The sequence below is a fragment of the Bradyrhizobium arachidis genome (assembly GCF_015291705.1).
Taxonomy (GTDB): Bacteria; Pseudomonadota; Alphaproteobacteria; order Rhizobiales; family Xanthobacteraceae; genus Bradyrhizobium; species Bradyrhizobium arachidis.
The window spans coordinates 9,729,208-9,753,129 of sequence record NZ_CP030050.1 but is presented as its reverse complement, the minus strand read 5'-3'; the positions used below and the strand labels follow the sequence as shown (position 1 = coordinate 9,753,129).

The 23,922-nt window shown below is 64.8% G+C and carries 20 protein-coding genes; 10 read left to right on the top strand and 10 right to left on the bottom strand.

Going from position 1 to position 23,922, the window contains the following annotated elements; genetic code table 11:
• The first annotated feature begins 36 nt into the window (after positions 1–36).
• Together rpmF and WN72_RS45965 are read left to right on the top strand one after the other, a co-directional pair.
• The gene (gene rpmF / locus WN72_RS45970; RefSeq protein ID WP_007598106.1) at positions 37–219 is read left to right on the top strand and encodes a 50S ribosomal protein L32; all 183 of its coding nucleotides are present in this window, start codon (positions 37–39) and stop codon (positions 217–219) included.
• Positions 220–363: 144 nt separating this feature from the next.
• A complete protein-coding gene (locus WN72_RS45965; protein ID WP_167380573.1) occupies positions 364–1,023 on the top strand; it encodes a hypothetical protein in 660 nt (219 codons plus the stop codon).
• Positions 1,024–1,230: 207 nt separating this feature from the next.
• Here WN72_RS45965 and WN72_RS45960 read toward each other — a convergent pair whose 3' ends face one another.
• Positions 1,231–1,491, bottom strand: coding sequence for a hypothetical protein (locus WN72_RS45960; protein ID WP_167380574.1), 261 nt, complete (start codon positions 1,489–1,491; stop codon positions 1,231–1,233).
• Between the two features lie 221 nt (positions 1,492–1,712).
• Here WN72_RS45960 and WN72_RS45955 point away from each other — a divergent pair, with 221 nt between their 5' ends.
• Entirely contained in the window at positions 1,713–3,416 is a 1,704-nt protein-coding gene (locus tag WN72_RS45955) for a bifunctional diguanylate cyclase/phosphodiesterase (protein ID WP_092212395.1), read from the top strand.
• A 147-nt stretch (positions 3,417–3,563) separates the two neighbouring features.
• Here the strand turns inward: WN72_RS45955 and WN72_RS45950 are convergent, their stop codons facing one another.
• A complete protein-coding gene (locus WN72_RS45950; protein WP_092211949.1) occupies positions 3,564–3,932 on the bottom strand; it encodes an antibiotic biosynthesis monooxygenase family protein in 369 nt (122 codons plus the stop codon).
• A gap of 97 nt (positions 3,933–4,029) precedes the next feature.
• Here WN72_RS45950 and WN72_RS45945 point away from each other — a divergent pair, with 97 nt between their 5' ends.
• Entirely contained in the window at positions 4,030–4,494 is a 465-nt protein-coding gene (locus WN72_RS45945) for a MarR family winged helix-turn-helix transcriptional regulator (protein ID WP_092211951.1), read from the top strand.
• A gap of 116 nt (positions 4,495–4,610) precedes the next feature.
• Here the strand turns inward: WN72_RS45945 and WN72_RS45940 are convergent, their stop codons facing one another.
• From WN72_RS45940 to WN72_RS45910, 7 genes are all read right to left on the bottom strand, one after another.
• Positions 4,611–6,119, bottom strand: a complete 1,509-nt coding sequence (locus WN72_RS45940) for a tripartite tricarboxylate transporter permease (protein ID WP_092211953.1) — start codon at positions 6,117–6,119, stop codon at positions 4,611–4,613.
• A 4-nt stretch (positions 6,120–6,123) separates the two neighbouring features.
• Positions 6,124–6,609, bottom strand: a complete 486-nt coding sequence (locus tag WN72_RS45935) for a tripartite tricarboxylate transporter TctB family protein (RefSeq protein ID WP_027563251.1) — start codon at positions 6,607–6,609, stop codon at positions 6,124–6,126.
• Positions 6,610–6,783: 174 nt separating this feature from the next.
• Complete coding sequence (locus tag WN72_RS45930; protein WP_092211957.1) at positions 6,784–7,758, bottom strand: tripartite tricarboxylate transporter substrate binding protein; 975 nt, start codon at positions 7,756–7,758, stop codon at positions 6,784–6,786.
• Positions 7,759–7,962: 204 nt separating this feature from the next.
• Complete coding sequence (locus tag WN72_RS45925; RefSeq protein WP_092211959.1) at positions 7,963–10,830, bottom strand: PAS-domain containing protein; 2,868 nt, start codon at positions 10,828–10,830, stop codon at positions 7,963–7,965.
• Between the two features lie 356 nt (positions 10,831–11,186).
• Positions 11,187–12,062 carry a hypothetical protein gene (locus WN72_RS45920; RefSeq protein ID WP_027563248.1) on the bottom strand — a complete coding sequence of 292 codons (876 nt, stop codon included), beginning with the start codon at positions 12,060–12,062 and terminating at the stop codon, positions 11,187–11,189.
• Between the two features lie 41 nt (positions 12,063–12,103).
• The gene (locus WN72_RS45915; RefSeq protein WP_027563247.1) at positions 12,104–13,084 is read right to left on the bottom strand and encodes an amino acid--[acyl-carrier-protein] ligase; all 981 of its coding nucleotides are present in this window, start codon (positions 13,082–13,084) and stop codon (positions 12,104–12,106) included.
• A 39-nt stretch (positions 13,085–13,123) separates the two neighbouring features.
• Positions 13,124–14,341, bottom strand: coding sequence for an acyl-CoA dehydrogenase family protein (locus WN72_RS45910; protein WP_027563246.1), 1,218 nt, complete (start codon positions 14,339–14,341; stop codon positions 13,124–13,126).
• 357 nt (positions 14,342–14,698) lie between these two features.
• On the opposite strand from WN72_RS45910, the gene WN72_RS45905 reads away from it, so the two are divergent.
• The 3 genes from WN72_RS45905 to mtnA all read left to right on the top strand — a co-directional run bounded on the left by WN72_RS45905 (position 14,699) and on the right by mtnA (position 17,261).
• On the top strand, positions 14,699–14,971 hold the full coding sequence (locus WN72_RS45905) for a phosphopantetheine-binding protein (protein WP_092211961.1): 273 nt from the start codon (positions 14,699–14,701) through the stop codon (positions 14,969–14,971).
• Between the two features lie 277 nt (positions 14,972–15,248).
• The gene (locus tag WN72_RS45900) at positions 15,249–16,124 is read left to right on the top strand and encodes an S-methyl-5'-thioadenosine phosphorylase (protein WP_092211963.1); all 876 of its coding nucleotides are present in this window, start codon (positions 15,249–15,251) and stop codon (positions 16,122–16,124) included.
• 30 nt (positions 16,125–16,154) lie between these two features.
• Entirely contained in the window at positions 16,155–17,261 is a 1,107-nt protein-coding gene (gene mtnA / locus WN72_RS45895; RefSeq protein WP_027563243.1) for an S-methyl-5-thioribose-1-phosphate isomerase, read from the top strand.
• 95 nt (positions 17,262–17,356) lie between these two features.
• On the opposite strand, the gene WN72_RS45890 is transcribed toward mtnA, so the two are convergent.
• Complete coding sequence (locus WN72_RS45890) at positions 17,357–17,992, bottom strand: HAD-IA family hydrolase (RefSeq protein ID WP_167380575.1); 636 nt, start codon at positions 17,990–17,992, stop codon at positions 17,357–17,359.
• 108 nt (positions 17,993–18,100) lie between these two features.
• Between WN72_RS45890 and WN72_RS45885 the strand changes: the two genes are divergently transcribed.
• From WN72_RS45885 to WN72_RS45875, 3 genes are all read left to right on the top strand, one after another.
• Positions 18,101–18,856, top strand: coding sequence for a S1 family peptidase (locus WN72_RS45885; protein ID WP_092211965.1), 756 nt, complete (start codon positions 18,101–18,103; stop codon positions 18,854–18,856).
• A gap of 120 nt (positions 18,857–18,976) precedes the next feature.
• Positions 18,977–20,479 carry a flavin-containing monooxygenase gene (locus WN72_RS45880; RefSeq protein WP_092211967.1) on the top strand — a complete coding sequence of 501 codons (1,503 nt, stop codon included), beginning with the start codon at positions 18,977–18,979 and terminating at the stop codon, positions 20,477–20,479.
• Between the two features lie 251 nt (positions 20,480–20,730).
• Positions 20,731–23,850, top strand: a complete 3,120-nt coding sequence (locus WN72_RS45875; RefSeq protein WP_092211969.1) for an autotransporter outer membrane beta-barrel domain-containing protein — start codon at positions 20,731–20,733, stop codon at positions 23,848–23,850.
• The last annotated feature ends 72 nt before the right edge of the window (positions 23,851–23,922 follow it).

The following is a 23,922-nucleotide window of genomic DNA, read 5'->3' as shown; positions in this document are numbered from 1 at the left end:
ATGCCCTGATGACACCAATCCCTAGAGGATATTGAAATGGCCGTTCCGAGAAGAAAAACCTCGCCGTCGCGCCGTGGCATGCGCCGCTCGGCAGACGCCATCAAGAAGCCGACCTATGTGGAAGACAAGGACTCCGGCGAGCTCCGTCGTCCGCACCATCTCGACCTCAAGACCGGCATGTACAAGGGCCGTCAGGTCCTGAAGAAGAAAGAGTCCTGAGTTTCAGGACCTTTCTTGGGGCAGGACGATTTGACCTGCCTGATTTCGGCCAACCCATGAGATATGACAGTGACGGCGGCGGAGCCAATGCTTCGCCGCCGCATTGTCCTGTCTGGATATCTTGATCGAGAAGGCATTTCGCCGATGGTCGGTTTCCCGCTGCTCCTGATTCCGCTCGCGGTCTACAACATCATCGCCTTCCTGATGCCGAGCGTGTCCTTCACGGACGTGCTGTTCAAGGTGCCGATGATCACGGGCGAGACCTGGCCGGTGACGCTGGCCGATCTCCTGCTCGCACTCGGCGTGGTGCTGTTGCTGCTCGAGGTGGTCAAAGGCGCGCGGCCCGGCTCGAAATTCGTGATGGATCATCTGCTGTCGCTGATCGTGTTCGGCGCGGCCGCGGCCGAATTCGTGATGTGGCCCAAGTTCGGCAACTCCACTTTTTTCCTGCTGGTGCTGCTCGCGATGGCCGATTTCTTCGGCGGCATCGCCCAGCGCACGCGCCGCCGCGTCGCCTATGTCGCCGAGACGGTGCCGGCGCCGCGTAAGGCCAAGCGTCAGGCTGAAGCGCCGGCGGACGAACCCCCGTCCGAACCCAAATTGTCCGAGCCCAGGTTCGAGCCGGCGCCCGCGCCACAGGCAGCGCCTGTCGTGCCGCCCGCGCCCTCGGCGCAGTCGGTCGCCGAATCCGTGCTGATGGATCATCCCGCGCCGAAGCCGGTGAACCCGCCCTCGCCGGAAATCCCCTCGCCGCATCTCCAGCCGGGCAACGGCACGCCGTCGTCTCCCGACGCGCCGCGCTGATTTCTCTGGATTTGCTCGCATCGCACCGCGGCGGCAGTGTGCTCCCTCACCCCGTTCTTACGGGGAGAGGGTCGGGGTGAGGGGCCTCTCTCCAAGGATGAGATAGCCGTGGGACCTGTACCCCCCCTCACCCGGATCGCAAGAGCGATCCGACCTCTCCCCGCAAGCGGGGAGAGGTAAGAAGCGCCGTCTCACTTCAAATCAATCTCAAGCCACCTGCCGCGTGCGTGCGGCGACGCTTCCGAGCGGGCGCTTGCTGCCATAGGCCATCCGCGCGTCTTCAGAGGAGCCGCGGCGCAATCGTGTGGTCTGGGGCAGGTGCTCGGCATTGGCGATCAGCTGGGTGACGAAGCTCGGATCGGGGCGCGGCAGCGGCATCTTATGAACCCACGCAAGCGTGGGCACGACCGGCACCAGGGCCGTGCCCGTGCCGGCTTCCACCACGTTCGATCGATCAGTACCCAACATCGCAATCACCGTTGATCCGGCGAAGATGTCGCGTTTCGGGACGCTGGCGCCGGGTGCGAGTCAGTACTCGCAAGGCCTATGCCGCGCGGGCCGGTTTGGTTCCGCCGCGCGCAGAAACGTGGTTTCCAAATTGTTTATCAACTTTGCCTAGGGTCGGGGGCGAATCTGGCTCTATCCTGTGCCGGCTCCGGACTCCCCTGTTGTCCCGAAATGAGGCGATTTTGATCCCCGCATTGCCGCAAGCCTCCGACATCCTGGCCGCGCTTGGCCAAGCCGTATTCGCCTGGGACATCGCCAGTGACGCCATTGCCTGGGGCGACCAAGTCGGCGCGGTCTTCCCCGGTATCCCCACTGAGCGGCTCGCCACCGGCGCTGAATTCGCCAAGTTGATCGAGCCTTCGCAGTCGCTGCGGACCGCCTCGCTGACCCAGACCTCCGCGGTGCACGGCGCCGACGGCACGCCCTACCGGGTCGAGTATGGTGTGCGCATGAGCGCCGCCGATCCCGTGGTCTGGATCGAAGAGACCGGCCGCTGGTTCGCCGGCGCCGATGGCCGCCCCACGCGCGCGATCGGCTCCATCCGCATCAACAATGAGCGTCACGCCCGCGACGAGGAGCTGACGAGGCTCGCTCGGCTCGATCCGCTGACCGGCGAGTTGAACCGCTCGCATCTGATCGCGGCGCTGGCCGAGTCGATCGAGGAGACGACCCGCTTCCGCTCGACCGCCGCCTTCATGCTGGTGGGCATCGATCATCTCGCCCGCGTCAACGACGCCTTCGGCTTCGACGTCGCCGACGCTGTCATTCTCGACGTCGCCAAGCGCATCCGCGCGCGGCTGCGCGGCGGCGATGTGCTCGGGCGCTTCTCCGGCAACAAGTTCGGCCTGATCCTGAAGAACTGCACCGTCGACGACATGAACGTTGCCGCCGAACGCTTCCTCGCCGGCATCCGCGACGAGGTGGTGCCGACCAAATCCGGGCCGGTCTCGGTCACGGCCTCGATCGGCGCGGTCAGCGTGCCGCGCTACGCCCGCAGCACCGACGAGGCGGTCAATCGAGCCCATGAGACGCTGGATGCCGCCAAGCGGCGCCGCGCCGGCTCGTTCGCGGCCTGGCGTCCGGATGCCGCGCGCGACGCGCAGCGCCGCGTCAACATCCGCGTCACCGACGAGATCGTGACCGCGCTGAACGAGCGTCGGATCAGGCTCGCCTATGAGCCGGTGGTCGCGGCCGCCTCGCGCGAGCGCGCATTCCACGAATGCCTGGTGCGGATGGATCAGGGCGACGGCCAGGTGCTGCTCGCGCCCGACATCGTGCCGGTCGCCGAGCGCCTCGGCCTGATCCGCCTGGTCGATCACCGCGTGCTCGAGCTCGTGGTCGCCGAGCTTGCGGCGGCGCCCGGCATCTGCCTCAGCCTCAACATCTCGCCGGATACGACCATGGATCCGGACTGGTGGGCCGGAATCGAATCGCTGATGCAGGCCCATCCCGGCGTTGCCGAACGGCTGATCGTCGAGATCACCGAGACTGTCGCGATCCAGGACATCGACGATGTCCGCGCCTTCGTCGGGCGGCTCAAGCATTTCGGCAGCCGCATCGCCATCGATGATTTCGGCGCCGGCTACACCTCGTTCCGCAACCTGCGCAAGCTCGGCGTCGATATCGTCAAGATCGACGGCGCCTTCGTGCAGAACATCACCCATTCCGCCGACGACCGCGCCTTCGTGCAGACCCTGATCGACCTCGCCCGCCGTCTCGACATCAAGACCGTCGCCGAATGGGTGCAGGACGAGGAGGCCGCAAACATGCTGCGCGACTGGGGCTGCGACTACATCCAGGGCCGCCTGATCGGCCTCGCCTCAGCCGACCGCCCATGGGGCGCACCGCCGGACAGCGCGCTGCCTGCGGCGGTTGAGGTGCGGTAGTTGAGATGCCGTAGGGTGGGCAAAGCGAAGCGTGCCCACGACGTCTGTTGCATTCGGGGAGAGATGGTGGGCACGGCGCGAGCGCACCGTTGCCCACCCCTACGATCGTGTGCGTGGGGTAACTTTGCGCCCGCCATTGCGGCGCAGCTACGCCACGCAAATTCCTGGCACCGCGACCTTCTGGAACAGATGCGGGCTGGCGACTGCCGACGCCGGGTAGTCCGCGATCTTGGCGCGGAATTCCGGGTGGGTGAACGCCGCGCGGAAATGCGCGTTGGATTCCCACACTGCGTAATTGAGATAGGTCGGATTGTCGCCGACGGCACGGTGGAGCTGGGTCGAGATGAAACCCGGCTGTCGCTTCATGAAGGCGGCATCGTCCTGCCAGCTCGTCAGAAAACTCTGCTCATCCGCGGCATCGAGCGTGAACAGATTGACCAGCACCACGGGACCGGCATCGAGCGCGATCTGGCGGTCGATCGGGAAGGCGGGGTCGAGAGGGCGCATCTGGGGCATGGCATCACTCCGTCTAATTTGGTATCATCATGTCAATTCGACAAGATATGACATATGAGTTTGACATGATGATGTCAATACGGAGCAATCGTTACAAATGACCAGGACCAAGCGGACCCCGGTGGGCGATGCCCTGACCGGCCTGATCCTCGACCTGTTCCGGGCCAACGGCCTGCTCCTGACCGCAGGTGACCGGCTGGTCGCCTCGCTCGGCCTCACCAGCGCGCGCTGGCAGATCCTCGGGGCGATCGTCGATGCCGAGCGGCCGGAGCCCGTCGCCTGGCTGGCGCGCAATCTCGGCGCCAACCGCCAGAACGTGCAGCGCATCGTCAACGATCTGGAGCGGGACGGTCTCGTCGTATTCGAGACCAACCCGCATCATCGCCGGGCGCAGCTCGTGGTGCTCACCGACAAGGGCAGGCAGATCTACGATGTCGCCGGCCGCTTGCAGGTCCCGTGGGTCAATGGCCTGTCGGATGGATTGTCGGTGAAGGACATCGAGACGGCCCATCGCGTGATCGGCGCCCTGCGCGACCGGCTGGCGGGAAGCGGCGAGGGGTGATCGCGCCGTGCCGCGCTCCTTGCGCAGGTGCCGTAGGGTGGGCAAAGCGTAGCGTGCCCACCATAGAGAGATGGTGGGCACGGCGCGTGCGCGCCCTTGCCCACCCTACGAAACCTTTATACCCCTTCATCCAGCGCCACCAGCTCGCGCTTCTTGCGCAACGACGGTAGCAATGGCGCGATCAGCAGGATCAGTGCCAGCACGAGGCACGCCGCCGAGATCGGCCGCTGCACGAAGGTCCAGAGATCGCCCTGCGACAGGATCAGCGACTTGCGCAGATTGTTCTCCAGCATCGGCCCGAGCACGAAGGCGAGCACCAGCGGCGCCGGCTCGTAGCCGAGCTTGCGCATGAAATAGCCGATGATGCCGAACGCGATCATCACATAGACGTCGAACACGTTGTTGCTGGAGCAGTAGACGCCGAGGATCGTGAACAGGATGATCAGCGGGAACAGGATATTGTAGGGCAGCTTCAGGAGCTGCACCCACATGCCGATCATCGGCAGGTTCAGGATCAGCAGCATGACGTTGCCGATATACATGCTGGCGACGATGCCCCAGAACAGGCCGGGGTTTTGCGTGATCAGCAGCGGTCCCGGCTGCAGGCCGTGGATGACAAAGGCGCCCAGCAGCAGCGCCATCACCACGTTCGGCGGGATGCCGAGCGTCATCAACGGAATGAATGCGCCGCCGGCCGCCGCGTTATTGGCTGACTCCGGACCCGCGACGCCCTCGATCGCCCCGTGGCCGAACCGCTCGGGCGTTTTCGACAGCCGTTTCTCCAGCGCGTAGGAGGCAAACGAAGCCACCACTGCGCCGCCGCCCGGGAGAATGCCGAGCAGGAAGCCGAGCAGCGTGCCGCGCGCCACCGGGCCGGTGCTCGCCTGCCAATCGGCCCTGTTGGGCAACAGCTGCGTGATCTTCGCGTTGATGATGTCGCGCTTGATCGCCTGCTCGGTGTTGAGCAGCACCTCGGCGACGCCGAACAGGCCCATCACCACGGGCACGAGGCCGATGCCGTCGATCAACTCCATGCGGCCGAAGGTGAGGCGCGGCTGCGCCGTGATGCTGTCGAGCCCGATCAATCCGAGCACGACGCCGATGCACGCCATCAGCAGTGCCTTCGGCATCGAGCCTTGGGTGAGGAAGGTGAGCACCACGAGGCCGAGTACCATCAGGCTGAAATACTCGGCCGGGCCGAACGCGATGGCGATGCTCGCAAGCCGTGGCGCCACCAGCATCAGGGCGATCAGCGCAAAGGTGCCGGCGATGAAGGAGCCGAAGGCGGAGATGCCGAGCGCGGGACCGGCGCGGCCCTGCTTTGCCATCTGGTGGCCGTCGATGCAGGTGACGACGGAGGCGGCTTCGCCGGGGATGTTGACCAGGATCGAGGTGGTCGATCCCCCATACATCGAGCCGTAATAGATGCCGGCCATCATGATGATGCCGGATTCCGGTGTGCCTGACAGCGTCACCGGCAGCAGCAGCGACATCGCCGAGATCGGCCCGATGCCGGGCAGCACGCCGACCAGCGTACCGATGAAGACGCCGATGAAGCAGTAGAGCAGGTTGATCGGCAGCAGCGCGACGCCGAACCCATGTGCGACATTAGCAAGTGTGTCCATGCGATCAGCCGATCCCGAACAGGCCCGAGGGCAGCTGGATCAACAGCAGCCGCTTGAGCACCCACCACATGCCTGATGGCACCAGCACAGCGATCGGGATCGCCAGCGTCCAGCGCACGGGATCGATCAGTCGGAGTAGCAGCAGCATCAGCGGGATCGAAGATAGCAGAAATCCCAGCGGCTCCAGCGCGAAGGAGAACGCCGTGAGGCAGGCGATGACGAGCAGCGGCTTGCTCCAGCGCGCATTCTCCCAGCGCGAGGCCAGCGTCGGGCCACCCTCGGTGATCGCTGCGATGATGATGCTGCCCGCGAACACGCACATCAGGATGCCCGTGTAGAACAGCACATAGCCGGAGCCGGGATCGTTGATGGTGCCGAGCTTGAGCTTCAATCCCTGCCAGATCACGAAGCCGCCGAGCGCAAGCCCGATCAGCCCGCCCCAGAGCTCGGAGTTGTTGAGGCGGAGTTTGACGTTGGTTTGGTTGCTCATTCGAAGCACCTCTAGATCGCCGTCACCCCTGCGCAACGGCGAAGCCGTTGTCGCTGAGGTGGCCGCTTCTTCAACGGCCCTCGAAGGGCGACGGTGCCACGATCCATCCTTCGAGGCGAGCCGCAACCGCGGCTCGCACCTCAGGATGACGCCGGCATGTGTGGCAATTCAGTCCTACTTCTTCGCAAGCCCGAGGCTGTCGATCACCTTGCGCTCGGACTCCGTGACCTCGACGACGAATTTCTTGTAGTCCTCGGTGTTCTTGTAGTTCGGCACCATGTCGTATTTCGCGAGCGTCGCGATCACCGCGGGATCCTCGACCGCCTTCTTGAAGGCATCGTGCAGCTTGGCGACGATCTTGGGATCCATGCCCTTCGGTCCGGCAACGCCGAACGGGGAATCATAGACCATGGGATAGCCGAGCTCCTTCAGCGTCGGCACATCGGGATAGTTCGGCGACCGTGCGCCGGTCCACACCATCAGCAGCTTTAGCTTGCCGGCGTCGACCAACGGCCGCCAACCGGTGGAGTCGGCCTGCAGCATGGTGTGCTGGCCGAGCACGGCGGCGTTGGTCTCCGCGCCGCCCTTGAACGGCACCTGCGTGAGCTTGATGCCGGACATCGCCGCGATCTGCTCCATGCCGATATGCAGCGAGGTGCCGGTGCCGGGAGTCGCATAGGTCACCTTGCCCGGATTGGCCTTGGCGAAGTCGACGACATCCTTCCAGGACTTGAACTGCGATTCCGCGCTCGTGGTCACGCCGAAGGTGTAGCCGGTGAGGTGGATGATGTAGGTGAAGTCCTTGGCCGGATCCCACGACACCTCCTGCATCAGGGGCAGGCGGAACACGGTGATAGGAATCTGCGCAATGGTGTAGCCGTCGGGCTTGGCGGCCGCGGCCATGGTCGCCGGTCCCACCGTGCCGCCGCCGCCGGCCTTGTTGTCGATCACGATCGGCTGCCCCAGCACCTTCGAGGCGCTGTCGGCGATGGCGCGCATTGAGATGTCGGTGGAGCCGCCGGCCGGCCATGGCACGATCAGCGTGATGGGTTTACTGGGATAGTCCTGCGCACCGGCGGCAGTTGCAAGCAAGGCGCCGACAATATGCATGGCGGCAAAGGCGAACGTCTTCAGCCCGTATCGCGACATCGAAATTCCTCCCGCGCAGCGGCCTCGCTGGACCGCCGTCTCTCGTTCTTGTGAGGCGATTGTTCCTGAAATCACGCGAGAAGAAAAGCGCGTTGCGCGGACCGGGCAGGGCGGTCGAGGCTGCTATCCCGGCGGAAACGGGGCGTGCGACAATTCGTCGTTTGGAGGTGTGCCGAGAGGCGGAATTTGCGGGAGCCTGAGCCCTTACGCCATGCGGCGAACCGCGTTCAGCGTCTCGATGGTACGCCCGACCTCGGCTGCCGGGCACGGCTTGCCGAAATAATATCCCTGCACGGCGGTGCAGCCGCATCCGCGGACGAAGTCGAGCTGCTCGATGGTCTCGACGCCCTCCGCCGTGGTCTCGACGCCGAGCACGGAGCCGAGGCTGGCAATGGTGCGGACGATGGCAACGCTTTCCGGGCTTTCGCCGAGCGTGCCGACGAAGGAGCGATCGATCTTGATGCGGTCGAACGGAAACTTGCGCAGGTAGCTCAGCGAGGAATAGCCGACGCCGAAATCGTCGAGGCTGACGCGGACGCTCAGCGCGCGAAGCTGATGCAGGATCTCGATGGTCGCCTCGCTGTCGTCGAGCAGGGCGGTCTCGGTGACCTCGAGCTCGAGACGCTGCGGCGGCAGGCCGGCCTCCGCCAGCGCGCTCGTGACCATCGCGACCAGCCCGCGCGAGCGGAACTGCACGGGCGACAGATTGACCGCGACGGTGACATCAGGCCATGAGGCGGCCGTGGCGCAGGCGGTGCGCAGCACCCATTCGCCGATCGGGACGATCAGCCCATTCTCTTCCGCGATCGGAATGAACTCGGCGGGCGAGACGAAGCCGCGCGAGGGATGTTTCCAGCGCAGCAGCGCCTCGAAGCCGGTGAGCTCGGTGGTGTCGAGCCGCACCTGCGGCTGGAACACCAGATGGAATTCGCGCCGCTCCAGTGCGGTGCGCAGGTCGTGCTCCAGCGCGTGGCGGCTGCGCGCCTCTTCCTCCATCTCGGGCTCGAACAGCTGATAGGCGCCGCGGCCTCTGGCCTTGGCCTGGTACAGCGCGAGGTCGGCGCATTTCATCAGCTCGTCGGCATCCAGGCCGTGATCGGGCGCGATCGCGATGCCGACGGAGACGCCGACATGGATCGACTGGCTTTCCAGCGCCGGCGGATGGCCGATGATCTCGACCAAGTGGCGGGCGAGCTTCTCGGCCGATTCCGGCTGCGGCCCGCGCTGGAGCACGGCGAATTCGTCGCCGCCGAGGCGCGCGACTGTGTCGTTCTCGCCGACATTCTCCTTCAGCCGCGCTGCGACCCAGCGCAGCAACCGGTCGCCGGCAGCATGGCCAAGGCGGTCGTTGACGGTCTTGAAATTGTCGAGGTCGAAGCAGAGCACCGCCATCGCGCCGCCGGCGATCGCGACCTGGTTCAGCCCCTCGCCCATCTTCTCGCGGAACAGCGTGCGGTTGGGCAGGTCAGTCAGGGAATCGTGCCGCGCCATGTGCGCCACGCGCGCCTGCGCCTTGTGGCGCTCGGTGACGTCCTCATAGGTGACGACCCAGCCGCCATGCTCCATCCGCTTGTGGTTGAGCTTGATGATACGGCCATCGCTCAAATGACGGTGCAGCGTGTGCTCGCCTTCCCGCAGCCGCTCGACATAATCGGCATAGAGCGTGGCCCCGGTCGTATTCGGATGGATGCCGAGGTCGCAGCTGTGCTCCATGATCTCGCGCATCGAGACGCCGGGCTTCACCACGTCCGGGGAGAGGCCGTACATCTCGATGTAGCGGCGGTTGCACACGATGACGCGCAGGCTGGCATCGAGCATGCACAGGCCCTGGCTCATGTTGTTCAGCGCCGCATCGAAGCGGCGGTATTGCTCGCTCAGCTCCTCGACCGCGCGCTCGCGCTCGGTGATGTCCTCGTAGGTGGCGACGAAGCCGCCCTCGGCCAGCGCGCAATAGCGCACCGAGATCACGGTGTCGTTCGACATGCTCCGGCGCATCGGCGAGGAGTCGCGGCTGGCGATCCGGGCGCGGGCGGCTTCGAGGATCTGCTGCGGGCTGTATTCCGAGGAGAACGCGCCGTTCGTTATCGAGCGCTCGATCAGCTCGCCGAGATGCGTGCCGGGTCTGGTCTCCTCCGGCGACAGCCGGTAGATGGTGCGGTAGGTGGTGTTGCAGACGCGCAGACGCATGTCGCTGTCGTAGAAGGCGAGCCCGTGCGCCATGTTCTCAAGCGCGGCATCAAGGATGAAATTCTGCTGCCGCAGCGTCTCCTCGTATTGCAGCCGCTCGGTGACGTCCTCGTGCACGGTCACCCAGCCGCCGTCGGGCAGGAAGCGCGAGACCGCCTGCACCATCCGCCCGTCGTAGCGCATCACCAGCAGGGTTTTCGCTTTCCTTTCGCGCACGTCCTCCAGCCTGGTGCCAAGAAATTCGTCGGCCGACATGCCCGGCAAATTGCCGCGCGACAGCCAATGGTCGATCGCCGTGCAGTGCGTGACGCCCGGTTTCACGACCTCGGGGTCGAGATCGTAGAGGTTCAGGAAGCGTTCGTTGCAGACCACGACGCGGCTGTCGGCATCATACATGATGAGGCCGTGCGACATGTTGGCGAGCGCGTGCTGGCTGCGCTCGGTCTGCAAACGCAATTCCGCTTCGAGCCGGGCAAGGCGGCTGACGTCGTCGCAGATCGTCATCCAGCCGCCGCCGGGAAGCGGCTTCAGCTCGAGCGACATGACGAGGCCGGTCGCAAGCCGCTGCTCGGTCCGGAACGGCTTGCCCGCTGCGATCTGCGCGATCCGCGCCGAATACAGCGTGTCGAGCTCGTCCTCGGGAAAGTTGCCGCGCCTCGCGCTGTGCGCAAGCACCTCGCGGTAGCTCGCGCCCACCCGCACGATGTCGGCCGACATGTCGAACAGGCTGAGGTAGCGCTGATTGACCAGCACGATCCGGTTGTCGGCATCGTAGACGCAGACGCCCTGCTCCATGTGATCGAGCGCAAGCTGGCTCAGCCCGACCAGGGCCTCCGGGCCCTGCTCGCGGCGTGCACCAAGCTCATTGTCGCGGGTCGACGTCATGGGATCGGCGGGTCTCGGCGGGCAATAGACTTAACGCAACGTAATTCGGGCGCCGAGGGTAGCGAACAGGCGGGAAAATTCCCTTAAGCGCAGTAGTTTACGGAGGGTGACTGGCGATGGGGAAAGGTCTGTGCCGGCACGCGAATGCGGAAGTGCCTGCAAGCCAGAGTTGGCCCGAGAGCGCGCAGCAAACTCCGCTGTTCCGCTGTCGTCCCTGCGAACGCAGGGACCCATAACCACAGGAAGACGTTTGGCGAAGACTGGCCGTGAAGAGGCTTTGCCGCGTTACTGGGACCTTGCGTTTACCGATAGATTCCGCGGTATGGGTCCCTGCGTTCGCAGGGACGACAAGAGGCCTACGGTCCGTACAGCACGAGCTCGGTGTCGGTGAGGTCGCCGAGCTGCGGGCGGTGCGGGCCCTTGAAATATTTGCGGCCGCGCCGCTCGGTATAAATGCCGGCGAGGCCGGGGATCGGGCCGTTGGCATCGACCGCGACCGAGATCTTGCCGAGCCGCAGCAAGAGCCGGCCGATGCGGCCGGCGCAGGCGGCGTATTCGGCGGCGCTGCGGCAATAGATCAGCTTCATCGCGGGCGGCGCGATGAAGCCGCGGCGGATGCGCACTGGTTGCAGGATGAACGGGAACGTTCCCTTCGGCGTGCGGACGACCAGGCTGAGGCAATTGTAGCGCGCATGCCGCGTCAACAGCTCAGTCTCCTCGGCGGAAAGTCCCTCGATGGCCTTGGCGTGCTGCGGGATGACCTCGATCTTGCTCCAGCGCGGGGCGCGCGTCAGCGCCGGCACGGAGAAGAAGATGCCGCGGCAATAGGCGCGAAAACCCTGGGTCTCGATGATCGGCCAGGTCCACGGCGCCGGCGAGATGTTGAGATAGGTGACGTCCTTGTGCCGCTGCGCGATCTTGGTCAGCAGCGGCGCATAGTTGCGGTAGGCCGGATCGACATACCAGCTCGACAAATTGCACTGGATGGCGGTCTCCTCGCCGACCTTGCGCGTCGTGTAGATCAGCAGCAGCACGCCGACCGGCGTACCGTCATTGTCGAGCATGTAGCCGAAGCGCGGGTAGCCCTCCGGCACAGGCCGGAAGGCCTGCCGGCGCAGGCCCTGGATCCAGTAATTGTACGAGCGGCCGACAAAGCCGCGCGTCAACAGGTCTGCGACCTTCTCGACGTCGGCTTCGGTGATCTCGCGGCATCGGACCTTGGTGTGGATCACGCTCGTCTTGCCCGTGGAAATGGGAGGCCTCGTGAGTTGAGTTAGCGCCAGCCTTCGCCATGGGCTTCAGTCGCGATCTGCGACTGCATGCCCATGATCTCCCGCACCTTGGCGGGCCAGGCGGAAAGGTCGGTGCCGTGGGTGTGGAACATGGCGACGGCGAGGCGATCCATGCCGAAGGCGACGCAGCCGGTGTGAGCGGGCTCGCCATTGGCGTCCTGGATGCCCCAGGTCGTGCCGAAATGTTCGCGGTGATAGTTGAAGCTCATGCAGGCGGTCGGCTGCTCTTCCGAGCGCAGCGGGATCAAGAGCTCGAACTTGAGCTGCTGCTGCTTCTGACTCACCGCCTTCATCTGGCCGACGCGGCCGAAGAAGGGGTCGCTGGCATAGTCGACACGGAAGGTCAGGCCGAGGTCGGTCGCGATCTTCTGCGCGCGCACCATCCAGCGGTCGCGGAAATCGGCGACGTCATCGGGCGTGCCGATGCAGACATATTCGCGCATCCGGAACGATTGCAGCCGGTCGAGATGCTTCGACGGCTCGCGGCGGAAGCAGTCGGCGGCGACGTCGAAGCGCAGGCCGCCCTTTGGCAATTGGCCGCGGCTCGCCGCGATCGGATAGACCGGATAGCAGGCGGCGGGCGAGAGCACGAGGTCGGCCGGCGAGAGCGAGGTGGTCCAGTCGCCGCCGGCATCGAAGCGGCTCACCGCGGCGTTGATCTCGCGTTCGGTGCCGTGCAGGCCGCAGACGCAGCCGAGCAGGTTCGGAAAGCTCTTGAGATAGCCTGATTTCTCCAGCTGGGCCCGGCTCATCACCGGCGGGAAGCGCAGCGCTTCGGTGCCGGCCTCGCGATGCCGAGTGATCAGCGCGGCGAGCTTCTCGACGACGCCCTCATAGAGCGCGGTGCGCGCATAGACGCCGTCCGAGCCCATGCGGTGGAACAGCTTGTCGGCGAGATGATCGAGCGGATCGGCAATTTCAGGCGCGGTCTCGGGCGAGTTGGGGAGGACGGCAATGTTCATGGGATGGTGTCCTGCTATCTGAAAATTGTTCTTGTTGTTTCAGTCATGAAGGCTTGCCGGCACGCCGCTCATCAGCGTCGAGGTCGCGGCGTTGGCCAGAATGCGGTCGTTGTTGATCATGATCGGCGACGACAGCACGTCGCGCAGGTGACGGCCCATGGTGAATTCGCCGTCATTACGGTAGCCGGAGAGGCCGGCGGTGCGCATCGCGTGCATCACGGTCTCGACCGCGAGCTCGGAGGCCTGCACCTTGAGCAGCGTGATCGAGGATTGGAAGTCGAGCGAGCCGAGCGCGCGCTCGTCATGCTCGGCGCGGGCAAAGGCATCGATATTGGCCGCGATCAGCGCGCGCAGTTTTGCGAGCGACATCTTCGCAGCGGTGAAATGGGCGGCGGCTGGCGGCATCTGCCCGCCGGACGAACGGGCCGCCTTGCGGATGAAGGCCTGCGCGCGCGTGACGGCGGCGGCGGCAATGCCGGCCCAGGCCGACGACCAGCACAGATGGGCGAACGGCGTCATGGTCTGGGCGTGGATCTTGTCATAGGCCTCGGGGAAGACGCGGTCGGCGGGGCAATCGACCTTCAGCTCGAAACCGGTGGAGCAGGTGCCGCGCATGCCGAGCGTTTCCCAGCCCTGGGTCTGCTTCAGCGAATAGTCGTCCTTGGCGAGCGCCAGCAGCACCTGGTCGGAAGCGGCAGCATTGGTGGCGCGGCGGGCGATGGTGACGAGACCGTCGGCCTCGGCACCGTAGGAGATCACTGTGGCGTCGCGCACCAGCGAGATGGTGTCGTCGGCGTGATCCACCGCCGCCGCGCTGGAACGGACGTTGCCGCCGTTCTGGCCTTCCGTGGTGGAGGAGGCGAGCAGCCACTGGTCGCGCGCGACCCGGCGCATCATGGTTTCCATCCAGGGAATGCCGTGGCCGTGCCTGGTCACGCAAGCGACCTTTGTCGTGTGCATCGCGTAGATCATCGCGGTCGAGGCGCAGGCGCGCCCGAGCGTGTAGCAGATGTCGGTGACGTCGTGGATCGAGGCACCGAAGCCGCCGAACTCGACCGGGATCATGACGCCGAGCAGTTTTTGCTCCCGTGCGACGTCGAACGCTTTATGGGGAAAGCGGGCGTCGCGATCGACGCCGTCTGCGTCGGCAGCCGCCGCAGCGGCGGTCCGGGCAGCGCGCTCGATCAGGGAGGGACCCTGTTCGAGAAAACTCGTTTGTGTATCGTCGACAGTGAGGACCGCTTCACGCACGTTCATACTCGTCCGCCTCCGGTTTGCCGTTCAGGATCGCCGGCATCATTCGCGACGCCGTGTAGAGCGATCCCCCGACCATCTTTGCTTGTGAGACGAGGCTACGGATTTAATTCAAATTCGTCGATGAAATAGAGGGTAAACGAAGCCCAATTCCGAATGGACAGTTAAGGTCCGGTTGTTTGCATCGCCGGAAATTCGAAGCTCGCGTTAGGGTTCTGGAAGAAGGGCGAATTCCAGACAATCTGAGTCATCGTTTACTAAGAAACCCGAAGTAATGGTGACGCCCATTGCGAGATCGGCTGGCCGTGCCCATCGTAGCCGGCGACCGGTCCGACTTTGATGACAGATGGGAATTTACCGATGCAGGCCTTCGACACCGAATTGCGCAATCGCATCATCAAGCTGGTGAAGGGCATCCTCGCGCAGAACTCGCTCAGCGCTGATGTCACGCCACAGGCGAAGCTCGTCGACGTCGGCCTGACCTCGATGGACATGGTCAATCTGATGCTGGGTGTCGAAGCCGAGTTCGACTTCACCATCCCGCAAGCCGAGATCACGCCGGAGAATTTCCAGTCGGTCGAGACGCTGGAACGGATGGTTGCGACCCAGCTGAAGCTGGCGGCCGCGGCTTAATAGGTCGTAACTCTCTCCCGGTGTCGTCCCTGCGAACGCAGGGACCCATACCGCGGAATCTATCGATCGTTGAAGGTCGCGGTACCGAACTGCGAGTCTTCGCCAAACAACGGCCTGTGGTTATGGGTCCCCGCTTTCGCGGGGACGACATCGAGTGTGAGGACCGCGCCACCGCTCCTCACGTCAGCGGCATCCGACCCACCACCCCCGTTCCAAAACCCCAGCAAAACTGGCATAGCTTAACCATGTCGCATGTAGCGGACAGGGTGGAGCAGGCATGGCGCAGGCGGTATTGGGCATCATCGGTGGCTCCGGCATCTACGACCTGCCGGGCCTTGAGGGCGCGCACGAAGAGGTGATCAAGAGCCCCTGGGGCGAGCCATCGGCGCCGCTCCGCCGCGGCTCCATCGCGGGCCTGCCCATCGTATTCCTGCCGCGGCACGACAAGGGCCACCGGTTGTCGCCCTCCGACATCAACTATCGCGCCAACATCGACGTGCTGAAGCGCGCCGGCGTCACTGACCTGATCTCGCTGTCGGCCTGCGGTTCCTTCAGGGAGGAACTGCCGCCCGGCACGTTCGTTCTCGTCGATCAGTTCGTCGACCGCACCTACAAGCGCGAGAGCTCGTTCTTCGGCCGCGGCTGTGTCGCGCACGTGTCGATGGCGCATCCGGTCTCGCCGCGCTTGCGCATCCATCTTGCAGCGGCGGCCGAAGCCGAGGGCATCGCGATCGCGCGCGGCGGCACCTATGTCTGCATGGAGGGCCCGCAATTCTCCACCTATGCGGAGAGCATGACCTACAAGACGCACGGTTACTCCGTGATCGGCATGACCAACATGCCGGAAGCGAAACTCGCCCGTGAGGCGGAGATCTGCTATGCCACCGTCGCGATGGTGACGGATTTCGACTGCTGGCATCCCGATCACGACGCCGTCACCGTGCAGGACATCATCCGCGTGCTGAACTCGAACGCCGACAAGGCCAAGGCGCTGGTGGCGCGGCTCGCAAAGGATTTTCCGCGCGAGCACGAGCCGTGCCCGATCGGTTCGGACCGTGCGCTCGACACCGCGCTGATCACCGCACCCGAGGCGCGCGATCCCGAACTCCTGAAGAAGCTCGATGCGGTGGCCGGGCGCATCCTGCGCGGGTGAGACGCAAGAAGAACGAAAAGGCAGAATGCCATGAAGGTCGACGGCAAGCATTTCCGAAGCATCTGGCGCGAGCGCGATGGCTGGTCGGTCGGTGCGATCGATCAGCGCCGGTTGCCGCATGAGTTCGTCGTTGCGAAGCTGACCTCGTGCGAGGATGCGGCCGTCGCCATCCGCGACATGCTGGTGCGCGGTGCGCCGCTGATCGGCGCCACCGCGGCCTACGGCATGGCGCTCGCGATGCGCGAGAACGCCTCCGACGCCGGCCTGAAGCGCGCCTATGAGACGCTGGTCGTGGCGCGGCCGACCGCGATCAATCTGAAATGGGCGCTCGACGAGATGCGTGCGACGCTCGCGCCAATCGATCCGGCCGAGCGGGCGGAAGCCGCCTATGCGCGCGCCGACGAGATCGTCGAGCAGGACGTCGAGATCAACCGCGGCATCGCCGGCAACGGCCTGAAGCTGATCGAGGCGATCGCGGCGAAGAAACCGGGCGAAGTGGTCAACGTGCTGACCCATTGCAATGCCGGCTGGCTCGCGACCGTCGACTGGGGCACGGCAACGGCGCCGATCTATCTCGCGCATGAGCGCGGCATCAAGGTCCATGTCTGGGTCGACGAGACCCGCCCGCGCAACCAGGGCGCCTCGCTCACGGCGTGGGAGCTCGGCCATCACGGCGTGCCGCACACGGTCATCCCCGACAACACCGGGGGACACCTGATGCAGCACGGCATGGTCGATCTCGCCATCGTCGGCACCGACCGCGTCGCCGCCAATGGCGACGTCTGCAACAAGATCGGCACATACTTGAAGGCGCTCGCCGCGCACGACAACGGCGTGCCGTTCTACGTCGCGCTGCCGTCGCCGACCATCGATTTCGCCGTCGATGACGGCATCCGAGACATCCCGATCGAGCAGCGCAGCGGCACGGAAGTCACCGACATGACCGGCCGCACCGCGGATGGAAGGCTGGAAACGGTTCGCATCGTGCCGGAGGGATCACCGGTGGCGAACTATGCCTTCGACGTGACGCCCGCGCGGCTGGTGACGGGGTTGATCACTGAGCGCGGCGTGCTGAAGGCGGATCGAGCTTCGCTGGCTGCTGCGTTCCCCGAGCGGATTGCTGCTGCGGCGGAATAGGTCTCGTAGGGTGGGCAAAGGCGCGAAAGCGCCGTGCCCACCATCTGCTTGTGGTGGGCACGCTTCCGCTTTGCCCACCCTACGGTCTTTGCGAGCTAGCTCAGCTTCAACCCCGTCGCCGCCTCGAGCTCCGCGATCGCTTGCGAGCCGCTCGTGACCTTGATCGTGGTCATGCCCATCTCCCGCGCCGGCTTCAGGTTGACGCCGAGATCGTCGAGATAAATGCACTTCTTCGGATCGACCTTCAGCGTCTCCACCATCATCCCGTAGATTCGCGGATCGGGCTTGCGCAGGCCGATCTTGGCGGACTCGATGACGTGGTCGAACAGCACCATCACTTCGGCAATGTAAAGCGAGCGTCCGGTCATGCTGCCGATGGCGTTGGCGGGGAGATTGTTGGTGATGCAGCCGGTCTTGAATTGCGCCTTGATGCGCTTGAGCGCCTCGACCATCTCGGGGCGCAGATCGCCCTGGAGCAGCGGCAGCACGTCGCGGCCACGCACTTGCGCGCCGAGCGCGCGCGACTCCTCCGAGAACAAGGCATCGAACGTGTCGATGTCGACCTCGGCCCGCTCGAACTTGGCCCAGGCGTTTTCCAGGTGATTGGCAGCGTTGGTGCGGCGGATGATGTCGGCGGGCAATCCGCGCTCCGTCTCGAACCGTGTGAATGCCTCGAACGGCGAACTGGTCAAAACGCCGCCAAAATCAAAGATCACTGCCTCGATCGCCACTGTCCTGCCCTCGTCAATTCCTTTCCAAGAGCGCTAGCATGCGTTATCGGCAAGGACCAGTCCGAAGCAATCCGCGCCCGCATCGACTCCGCTCCAATACGTGTTCCCATGAAGAAGCTCGCAGCCCTCATCATTGCCGCTCTGCTCGCCACCCCCGCTCACGCCATCGTCGGCGGCGGCACGCCGCAGGCCGATGGCGTTGCACGCGCGGTCGTCACCATTGTCGGCTCGCGCGGCAATTTCTGTACCGGCAGCCTGATCGCGCCGAAAATCGTGCTGACGGTTGCGCATTGCGTGCAGCCCGGCGCGGACTACAAGATCGTCGATCGCGGCACCGACGGTGCGCCGCAATTGCTGAACGTGCGCACCGTCGCGACCCATCCGAGCTTCAACATGCAGGCGATGCAGGCGCATCGCGCCACTGCCGACGTGGCGCTGTTGCAACTCGATATTCCACTCAAGGGAAAATCGACGGTCGTGGTCGGCGCGCCGAATATTCCGATCCAGGTCGGCGGCCGCTTCGTCATCGCCGGCATCGGCGTCACCGTGCGCGGCGACGGCAAGAGCGGCGGCGCCACGCGCGTTGCCGGTCTCGTTGCGACAGGGCAGCCCGGCACGCTTCAAATTCGCCTGGTCGATCCCGTAACCAACGGTGTTCGCGACGGAATCGGCGCCTGTACCGGCGATTCCGGCGGTCCCGTGTTCGAGGACAAGCCGAGTGGTCCCGTGCTTGTCGGTCTTATCAGCTGGTCCACAGGACCGAATGGCGCCGCCGGCTGCGGCGGCTTGACCGGCGTCACGCCGCTCACGCTCTATCGCGACTGGATCTTGCAGACCGCGCGGAGCTGGGGCGCAGCGTTGTAGTTTGACCGCGAATTGATCTATGTCATTTTAATGCGGAAGCGCGATGGGCGACCATGCCCGTCGCGGAGGAAACGCGTCGCCAATAAGGCGGCCTGAAAAAGACAAGGCATAGAAGCAACAATGAATGTCGCTGTTCGCAGTCACGCCATGGCCAAACAGGCTTCTGAACATTTCGACGTGATGATCGTCGGTGCCGGCATCTCCGGCATCGGCAGCGCCTATCACATCGAAAAGCAGCTGCCGGGCACGAGCTACGTCATCCTGGAAACGCAAGAGACGTTCGGCGGCACCTGGTCGACGCATCGCTATCCCGGCATTCGCTCCGACAGCGACCTCCACACCTTCGGCTACAGCTTCAAGCCCTGGGTCGGCCCGCCGATCGCGACCGCCGAAGAAATCCTCACCTACATGAAAGAGGTGATCGACGATAACGATATCGCCGGGCATATCCGCTACAAGCACAAGATCAACTCCGCGAGCTGGTCGAGCGAACAGAATCTCTGGACCATCGAGGCGACGACGACCGATACGGGCGAGGCAAAGACCTTCACCGCGAATTTTCTCTGGATGTGCCAAGGTTATTATCGCCATTCCGAAGGCTACACACCGGAATGGAAGGGCATGGACCGCTTCAAGGGCCGCATCGTCCATCCGCAGACCTGGCCTGACGATATCGATCTCGCGAACAAGAAGGTGGTCGTGATCGGCTCCGGTGCGACCGCGGCGACGCTGGTGCCGAACATCGCCGACGCATGCGCGCATGTCACCATGCTGCAGCGTTCGCCGACCTATTTCCGGCTCGGCCGCAACGCCATCGAGATCGCCGAGGAGCTGCGACGGCTTCAGGTCGACGAGACCTGGATTCACGAGATCGTCCGCCGCAAGATCCTGTTCGAGCAGGACGCGTTCACGAAGCTCTGCATCTCCAAGCCCGAGCAGGTGAAGAAGGACCTGATCGGCCAGATCAGCGCGGTGCTCGGCCCCGACTACGATGTCGAGACACATTTCACGCCGACCTATCGGCCGTGGCGGCAGCGCATCGCCTTCGTGCCGGATGCCGATCTGTTCAAGGGCATTGCCAGCGGCAAGGCTTCCGTCGTCACCGACGAGATCGAATGCTTCGTAGAGAACGGCATTCAGCTGAAATCGGGCAAGCTGCTGGAGGCCGATATCATCGTCACGGCGACCGGCTTCAATCTCTCGGCACTCGGCGACATCGCCTTCGAGGTCGACGGCAAGCCGCTCGCCTTCGGCGACACCGTCACCTATCGCGGCATGATGTTCACGGGCGTGCCGAACATGGCCTGGGTGTTCGGCTATTTCCGCGCGAGCTGGACGCTACGCGTCGACCTCGTCGCCGATTTCGTCTGCCGGCTGCTCGGCCACATGAAGGCGAAGGGTACGAAGAAGGTCGAGGTCAGGCTGCGCCCCGAAGACCACAACATGCCGATCCTGCCGTGGATCGATCCGGAAAACTTCAACCCCGGCTACATCATGCGCAACATGAACCTGCTGCCGAAGCGCGGCGACAAGCCGGAATGGCAGCACAGCCAGGATTACTGGACCGAGAAGGACGAGATCCCGAAGACGGACCTGGACGACAAGGCGTTCGTTTACGGGTGAGGTGCGCTAGTGATAGCCACGGACGATCAAGGTTCATGTGAACGGCGGTCAACACTGCAACGGGGCGGCACAGGCTGCAGATGCGCGGATTGATCATTCTGCGCGGCAAAAGCGTGGCGCAGTTGCAACATGGCGGCCGGATTCTGCTCCGGTTGTGGGGCGAACGGACGCATTTTGGCGCTGCCGTAGTGTTACGGAGCCTCGTCATGACCTAAGTTCCCGGCGGAATTGCTGGGAACGGGGGGTGTGGCGTGCAAGGCGAGGGGCTTTGGAGGCGGCAGGATCGACTGCGCCGATCCGTCGCTGCGTCGCTTGTAAGCGTATCGGCGGTCTTCGTCGGCCTCAGCCTTTGCACGACGCCGGCAAACGCGCTCTGCGCGCCCGATCCGGCCACCAGCGGCCAGACCGTTACATGTAGCGGCACGGACGCGGACGGCTTTCAGGCCGGGGCCGGGGTCGACAGCCTCAATGTCAACGTGCTCTCCGGCGCGACCGTGAACGATAACGGGACGGTCTCGATCGGCGTCAACAATACCAGCACGGTCGTTAACAACGGCACTCTCTCGGCTGGCTCGGGCCTGATCGGCATTGGCGCCGGAAATTCGAACACCGTGACCAACAACGGCAGCATCACGGTGCTGGACAACGGCCTCGGCATCCAGGTGATCGATCACAACGTCGTCGCCAATGCCGGAACGATCACGACAGGTGACAACGGTGCCGCGATCTCGGTCGGCGACAGCAACACCGTCACCAACAGCGGTGCGCTGTCTGTCGGTGCGTCGGGGGTGGGCATCTTCTCGGGCCAGAACAACACGATCACCAACGCCGCGACGGGCACGATCACGGGCGGCGACGGTGCAAGCGGCATTTTTGGGTTTGGCGGCGCGACCATCACCAATGCCGGCACGATCACGGTCGGCGCTTCCGCCGGATTCTCCGGCGGCATCATGGCGATCAGCAACAACAATACGGTCGTCAACACCGCCACCGGCACGATCACGGTCGGGCAGTTCGCCGCCGGCATCTTTCTGCAAGGCAACGTCCAGACCGTCAGCAATTTTGGCTCAATCACGGCCGGCGATATTGGCGTTGGCATCGCCGCGCTCGGCGATGATGTCAAGATAACCAACGGCGGTACGATTACGGCGGGGGATACCGCATCGGCCGGCATTTCTGTGTCGGGTGATCGGGCCATCATCAGCCAGAGCGGCACGATCAATGTCGGCGTGGGCGGTGCGGGCATCGCCTATTCCGGTTCGTCGGCCACGATCACCAACAACGGACGAATTACGGGTGGCGATTTCGCCCAAGCCATTTTCGTGGCCGGTGACTCCAATGTCGTCACCAACGGCGGTACGATCACCGTCGGCGCCACCGGCGTCGGCATCAGCGTGAGCTCGTTCAGCACGACCAACCAGGTCGTCAATACCGGCACCATCACCGTCGGGGCCGGCGGTATCGGCATCACCCTGAGCGGCGGCGGAAGCGTGTTCAACTCGGGCACCATCAACGCCGCGACCGGTCTGGCGGCGATCGAGTTCTGTAGCTGCGGCCCGAACACGCTGACGCTCGGCCCGGGCAGCATCATCAACGGTCAGGTGCTTGGCGCCGGCACTGACACCTTGCAGCTCGGCGGCACCGGGAAGGACACGTTCGACCTCAGCCTGATCGGCAGCCTCCTCCAGTACGACGGCTTTGCGACCTTCAACAAGGTCGACAGCTCGACCTGGACCGTGACCGGCACCGGCAATCAGGACTGGAACGTGCTCGGAGGTACGCTTCTGCTCGCCGGTACCATCAACGGCACCGTGACCGTCGCGAGCGGTGGTACCTTCGGCGGCGTCGGCACGGTCGGCACGACCACCGTCAATGGCGGTACGCTGGCACCGGGCAATCCGACCGGCACGCTCACCGTGTCCGGCGACCTCACATTCACGTCGGCGTCGAACTACCTGGTGCAGGTCTCGGGCGCCAGCAACGGCCTTGCGGCGGTGACGGGAACGGCGACGCTTGGCGGTGCAACGGTCGTGGTCGTCCCAACCGGCTCGATCGCAAAGCACTACACGATCCTGACTGCGACGACGCTCCCCGATGCGTTCAATCCGGTCGTTGCCGGGCTCTCGTCGAACCTGAAGGCGGTGCTGAGCTATGATCCGAACAACGTCTTCCTCGATCTGTCGCTGAGCTACGGCTCCGGCCTCAATATCAACCAGCAGAATGTCGCCAACGCCCTGACGCGCATCTTCAACACCACCGGCAGCCTCCCGGTCGCGCTCGCCAATCTCTCGCCGGCTGGGCTCACCCAGGCCTCCGGTGAATCGGCCACGGGATCGCAGCAGACCACGTTCAACGCGATGAACCAGTTCATGAGCCTCTTGACCGATGTGTTCGGCTCGGGACGCAGCGGTGCGCCCGGTGCGACGCCGCTGGCTGAGGAAACGAACGCGAGCGCCTACGCCGCGCGTGGCAGGGACGCGCGCGACGCCTTCGCCTCGATCTACCGCAAGGCGCCGGCTGCGACCTTCGCGCAGCGCTGGGACGTCTGGGCGGCCGGCTTCGGCGGCTCGCAGACGACCGACGGCCATACCGCGCTCGGCTCGAACAACACCACCAGCAGCATCTATGGCACCGCGGTCGGTCTTGATTATCGCTTCTCGCCCTCGACCATCGCCGGCTTTGCGCTTGCTGGCGGCGGCACGGGCTTTGGCGTCAACGGGCTCGGCTGGGGCCGCTCCGACCTGTTCCAGGCTGGCGCCTTCGTGCGTCACACGGCGGGACCGGCCTATATCACGGCCGCGCTGGCCTATGGCTGGCAGGACGTCACCACCAACCGCATCGTCACAATTGCCGGCGTCGACCAGCTGCGCGCGCAGTTCAATGCCAACGCCCTCTCGGGCCGCATCGAAGGCGGCTATCGCTATGCCATGCAGTGGGTCGGCCTCACGCCCTACGCGGCGCTGCAGGCCACCATGTTCAGCCTTCCGAACTATTCGGAATTCGCCGTGGTCGGCAACAACACCTTCGCGCTCAATTATGGCGCCAAGGATGTGACCAGCACCCGCACCGAGCTCGGCCTGCGCGCCGACCAGTCGTTTGCCGCGGCCGGCGGGCTGATGACCTTGCGTGGCCGGCTCGCCTGGGCGCATGACTACAATCCGGATCGCGCCGTCGGCGCGGTGTTCCAGACGCTGCCGGGCTCCGCCTTCGTCGTCAACGGCGCCGCGCAGGCGCGCGATTCCGCGCTGACGACGGCGGCAGTGCAGATGAACTGGATGAACGGCTGGTCCGCGTCGGCGACCTTCGAGGGCGAGTTCTCCAACGTCACCCGCTCCTATGCCGGCAAGGGCCTCGTGCGCTACGCGTGGTGAGGCGAGGTCGATAGGCCACGGCGGGATTGCCATCCTCCCCTGGAGGAGTAGGGCAATCGCATGTGAATTCCA